At 33.2% G+C, this 5182-nt stretch carries 5 protein-coding genes; all 5 read left to right on the top strand.

The window, feature by feature from the left end; genetic code table 11:
• The first annotated feature begins 566 nt into the window (after positions 1-566).
• A complete protein-coding gene (locus BLP44_RS17980) occupies positions 567-1583 on the top strand; it encodes a hypothetical protein (RefSeq protein ID WP_139159218.1) in 1017 nt (338 codons plus the stop codon).
• 477 nt (positions 1584-2060) lie between these two features.
• Positions 2061-2222 carry a hypothetical protein gene (locus BLP44_RS23010; RefSeq protein ID WP_170830256.1) on the top strand — a complete coding sequence of 54 codons (162 nt, stop codon included), beginning with the start codon at positions 2061-2063 and terminating at the stop codon, positions 2220-2222.
• Between the two features lie 512 nt (positions 2223-2734).
• Positions 2735-3439, top strand: coding sequence for a hypothetical protein (locus BLP44_RS17975; protein ID WP_091134912.1), 705 nt, complete (start codon positions 2735-2737; stop codon positions 3437-3439).
• A 55-nt stretch (positions 3440-3494) separates the two neighbouring features.
• Entirely contained in the window at positions 3495-4208 is a 714-nt protein-coding gene (locus tag BLP44_RS17970) for a hypothetical protein (protein ID WP_091134910.1), read from the top strand.
• Between the two features lie 21 nt (positions 4209-4229).
• Positions 4230-4940 carry a hypothetical protein gene (locus tag BLP44_RS17965; protein WP_091134908.1) on the top strand — a complete coding sequence of 237 codons (711 nt, stop codon included), beginning with the start codon at positions 4230-4232 and terminating at the stop codon, positions 4938-4940.
• Positions 4941-5182 lie beyond the last annotated feature (242 nt).

Below are 5182 nucleotides of genomic sequence, written 5' to 3'. Positions count from 1 at the left end.
TTAGTTAGTTAGTTAGTTAGTTAGTTAGTTAGTTAGTTATGTTTTTTTCTTTTTTTTTGTTTTTGTTTTGGCCGGCGATGGTGGAGTTGGGAAAAGAGTGGAGTCGATTTTACCGGCAGATATATTTGATAGTTATTCGATCGCGGATGGTTTAGTGGTTTGGCATTTTTGGTTTGAATGTCCAGTTGGAGAATAAGGTGAAAATCTGTTAGATTCTAAATTGATTAAATGGATATTAGTATTTTTATTATTTCTCATCAGATATATCGTTTGCTCATTTGTAAACATGAAATAAAAGTTTAATCTTATTTTTTAAACTATAAACTTTTTAAGAAGCGACAGGTTCTGCAGCATTTCCCATCGAATTTCAGTCCCGCAAAATATTTATCACTGCCTAAAGTATGTCTCGGATCAAAGGGCCGGCCATTTGATTCATAATTAAAAAAAAGATATATTTGAAAATAAATAATCTGTCATAATCATCAACTGGATCTGCTCCGATTTAGCGGCTATATGCTGTTTTATAACACGTAAATAAGCGTGCAGATATAAAAAAAAAAAACGAAATGGAAAAAATAAGAGTAATAACCTTTATAATGCTAATGCAGAGCTGTTTCATGAAAGCCCAGCTTAGCTTTGAAGATAGAATGTTTATATTTTTTAATGGGCAGAGCGAAAAAATCAGTAAAGAAAATTTAAGTGAGGTTTATGATGCCATTTACGATATGGCTTTGGAGTTTAATGCAGTAAATAAATCAAAATATGAAACTGAATCTTTAAAAGAAAATAAGATTTATAATAAAACGCTGCTCTTCGAGGCAATAAATGAAAAAGGGCTGCTGCTTTTAAAGCAGAATGCAAAATTGGAGCTTGAAAAAGATTCACTGCAGAATTTCATTGCTTTAAAATCAAGTATGCCCATATACAGGGAAGAAGCCGATGCGCTCAACAGTGTGTGCATATCAATTAAAGAGAATAAACTTTTAGGTAAAAATAAAAGCATAGTTAAAATCAATAAAAATCACATCGCAAATTTTGGAACCTTCAGGGATTACACAACAGTGAACGGAGCTGAAAAACAGCAGACCTATAAAACCATAGAATTCAAAAACAGCATAGATAATAAAACAGAACCCTTGAGCGGAAGCGTCCTTTATGAAGTGAAAATCCTAACGGATTATCCGAGCATAAAACTTGGAAGAACCGATTTTGGAAAATCTTTCGTATTAAATAATAAAAACATTACACTGATAAATGCAGTGAATAATCTTATAATTATTGAAGGGATTGCCATAGGGGAGAATTTTGATATCGCTGCCATCAATCTGGATAAAAACCAAAACGCCATAAAAAGTCCGTCCACCGGAAAATATCCAATTTATAAAGACCTGTATGAGCTCTATAATAAAAATCCAAACCTTACAAAAGAGCAGTTAAAAAAAGAACTGCCGTTAGAGAAATTGCAGAAAATGAAAGACAGCGGCTATTATTACGCCCTTGTTAATGATTTTCCTTTTAAAAACAGTTTTGTTTTATTTTCCCGGGCTTACGGAATTGCGAAAGATATTGAACTAAAATTGTAAATATACCCAGCTGCCGAAGGATGTTTTTTTATCTTAAAATTCAGTTTCGCACTCTAATGCCCAGTGAATTAAAATTTACGCTGGGATGGTTTTGTAAAGTGCACTGAACCGTCAGCTGTTTGATCGGGATAAAGATTGATTACATATAGATGGATTTTTTATTTTAAAATATTAAGGAGATTGTCGTGACAGTGTCACGATAATTAAGTTGGGCTATTGGAATATTAAATAATTATTTTTTCTTAAAGGTGCGTTTGCAGATGGCTTATCAGATGTATTGGTTAATAATAATTAATGCTAGAATTCCAAAAGTTTATCCCTACTTTTGAATTGTGCAAGCGCCGCTTGCATAAATTGGGCTGTTAAAACAGTGGGAAAATAAATTATGAATGATGAATGGTATGGCACAAAAAATATTAGAGTGCGATTTGAAATTATGAATCAGATCAAGTTCGATAAACTCAAAAAGAACCAATCATGAGCGAACGCAAAACAACAACGACACCGACCCAGAAGAAGATCATAGAGGCAATGGATAAGGTTGCTGAAAAATTAATTGAGTTTAAAAAGAAGAACAACAGCGATCTGGTTGTTATGAAGGATGGTAAAATCGTAAGAATTAAAGCAAGCTCTTTATAAAAAAGTATTCCAGTGAAACTTGAAAGCTCTCAGAAATGAGGGCTTTTTTTATTCTTATTTATTTGTTTAGTTAGCTTTAGACTGTGGGAATGCACCAATTTTTCGCGTCATTAGAACAGCAGATCTATAGTCCTTAGTTAGTTAGTTATGATTTGTGATTCTCTTTTCTTTTTAGATTGTTTTCTTTTCTTTAGAATATTATTTATTGTTTTTTTGGCCAGTGATAGGAGGCTGGTTGGGGCGGGTTGTTGATTTGAAATTGAGTTTTATTTTATTTTATTTTATTGTTATTTGATTAGATATGGAATAAAGGGGAGCTGATAGTTTAGCGAGGACAATAGCGGATCGAGTAAGATATCATACACTAAGATTTTTATGTACTGTAGTTTTTTATTTTTATTTTGGCAGGCGTATAGAGAGTACTGTTTTTTATAAAATGAAGGATTAATTCATCATTCAAATCAAAAAAAAAATAATAAGCTGCTGGGACACACAGCTGAAAAATAAAAGCAATGACAGAACAGGATGTATTTAAAGCTTTCCACGACTACTATAAAGAATTCCCTTATAATGTGATGGAAATAAAGTTTTCTTTCACACTTGCAGGAAGCTATGATGTTGATGCCTGTTACTTTTATAATGGAACAAGAAAAGAAACAGCATTGGATGGAAGAGAACTATTTGCATATGAACGTTTTATTTATGAGGTTTTCAAAAGCAGGGCCGGAACCGATGATCAGTTTAATATTGCAGTGTTTCAGATACAGCATAACGGAATTTACTCGAGCGAATATAGATGGGAAAGCGAGGAAGCAAAGAAAAATCTTCTGGATTATGCCGAAGTTTTTTACCAGTGGGTACATGAACGCATGATGTCCATGATATTTGAATATGAGAAAGAGAAGGGGCTTTTGCCGGTACAGAATGACGACGACGGAGATTTAGAATATTTAAGTTCCTGGGACAGCGGTGTTTTTACTTTTCATATTACTGATAAAAATGAACTTGAACATATTGTAATGCTTGCGCAGGATGGAAAGGAAAGAGTTCTGGATATGCCGTTAAAGGATTATTTTAGAGAAGGGATTCTGGAACATCATAAAATAACTAACGTCGAACTGGCTGATGAGTGGAAACCTTGGAATACTATGATACTCAAATCGCTTCATTACGATATTCCGCATGATAAAAAAGATGAGTTTGTCAAATATATATAATTGAAAATTCTGACAGATAGAATAATGTCGCATTTTTAAATCAAAATCCTTTAAAATGAGTATAAATTTAGTACCGATAGTGGAAGCTGCATACAATTATTACAATGAATTTCCGTGCGTGAAGTTACTTTTAAAATATGAATTCACTCCATCTGGGAGCTACAAGTTTTTTGTAAGATATGTATCAGAATCTGATGAAGAAGTTCCTACGGAAATAGATTCTGATCCAATTGATAATGAATTAGATAAAATTGCGGACTATTTTGAAGCAGTAATGTACACCGAGGAAAAATTCAACCGGTTTATTATAGAAATAGGCAGCGACAAAACCTACTCTCACAGGCAGTACTGGGATTTCGAAAAAGAGAAGCAGGATTGGTTAAACACAGCAGAAGTTTTCTATCAGTGGGTAAATCAGGTTATGATGTCCATGATCTTTGAATACGAAAAAGATAACGGTTTTCTGCAGGTGCAGTATGATTCAGACGGTGATTTAGAATACCTGAGTTCGTGGGACAGCGGTATTTTTACTTTTCATATCAGCAGTAAAAAAGAGATCGAATACAGCATAGTGCTTACCCTTGATGGAAAGGAGAGGATTTTGGATATGCCATTAAAAGATTATTTTACAGAAGGAATACTGGAGCATCATAAAGTCACCAATATTGAGCTGGCTGATGAGTGGGAGTCTTGGAATACCATGATACTCAAATCGCTTCATTATGATATTCCCTATGATAAAAGGGAAGAGTTTGTGAGATACTTTTAAATTAGTGGAAAATAGAGATAGATGAATATAGAAGATTTAGTTTCCGCTATAAGAAGAGAATATACAGAATTTGAATACGATAGACTGATTGCAGAGTACATTTTTACTCTGGAAGGCAGTTATAGTTTTATTGTATATTATCAGAAAGATTGTGAATTGACGGAAACGGAAAAGTCTAATAAAGCCATAAGAGAAACTGTAAGGATGATGACGCAGAAATTTCAGGAGCATAAATATTCTGACAGGAAATTCAACCGTGTAAAAATAATAATCAGTAAAGATGGTATTTATGAAGAACAATATAATTGGGACAGGGAATTAGAAAGGAAGAATCTTCTGGATAATGCCGAAGTTTTTTACCGCTGGGTAAGCGACCGTATGATCTCGATGATATTTGAATACGAAAAAGAGAACGGCCTTTTACCTTTGCGGTATGATTCAGACGGAGATTTAGAATATCTGAGTTCATGGGACAGCGGTGTTTTTACTTTTCATATTAGCAGTAAAAAAGAGCTGGGACACAGATCAGTGCTTGTGCATAATGGAGTGGAAAGAATTTTAGAACTAAATCTAAAAGATTATTTTGTTGAAGGAATTTTAGAACATCATAAAATAACACATACAGAGCTGGCTGATGATTGGAAACCTTGGAATACAATGATACTTAAATCGCTGCATAATGATATTTCTCACGATAAAAGAGAAGATTTTGTAAGCTATATCATTACATAAATTCAGAATTTCCCGAAATGCATTCAGAGCTGGAAGGCGAATGGAAACTTTTACAACCATGATGTTTAAATCTCTGCACTATGATTTATTCTATGATAAAGAGAGGAGTATTTGAAATGTAAGTAAGTAGTGCTTTTCTTTATTTACGTTAGTTAGTTAGTTAGTTAGTTAGTTAGTTAGTTAGTTAGTTAGTTAGTTAGTTAGTTAGTTAGTTAGTTAGTTAGTTAGTTAGTTAGTTAGTT

It is taken from the genome of Flavobacterium anhuiense (assembly GCF_900101855.1).
Taxonomy (GTDB): domain Bacteria; phylum Bacteroidota; class Bacteroidia; order Flavobacteriales; family Flavobacteriaceae; genus Flavobacterium; species Flavobacterium anhuiense.
This window is presented reverse-complemented; position numbering and strand designations above follow the sequence as displayed.

Excerpts from the sequence above, each read along its gene's own strand:
- BLP44_RS17975 (WP_091134912.1), top strand. The coding sequence starts at position 2,735 with ATGACAGAACAGGATGTATTTAAAGCTTTCCACGACTACTATAAAGAA.
- BLP44_RS17970 (WP_091134910.1), top strand. The coding sequence starts at position 3,495 with ATGAGTATAAATTTAGTACCGATAGTGGAAGCTGCATACAATTATTAC.
- BLP44_RS17965 (WP_091134908.1), top strand. The coding sequence starts at position 4,230 with ATGAATATAGAAGATTTAGTTTCCGCTATAAGAAGAGAATATACAGAA.
- BLP44_RS23010 (WP_170830256.1), top strand. The coding sequence starts at position 2,061 with ATGAGCGAACGCAAAACAACAACGACACCGACCCAGAAGAAGATCATA.
- BLP44_RS17980 (WP_139159218.1), top strand. The coding sequence starts at position 567 with ATGGAAAAAATAAGAGTAATAACCTTTATAATGCTAATGCAGAGCTGT.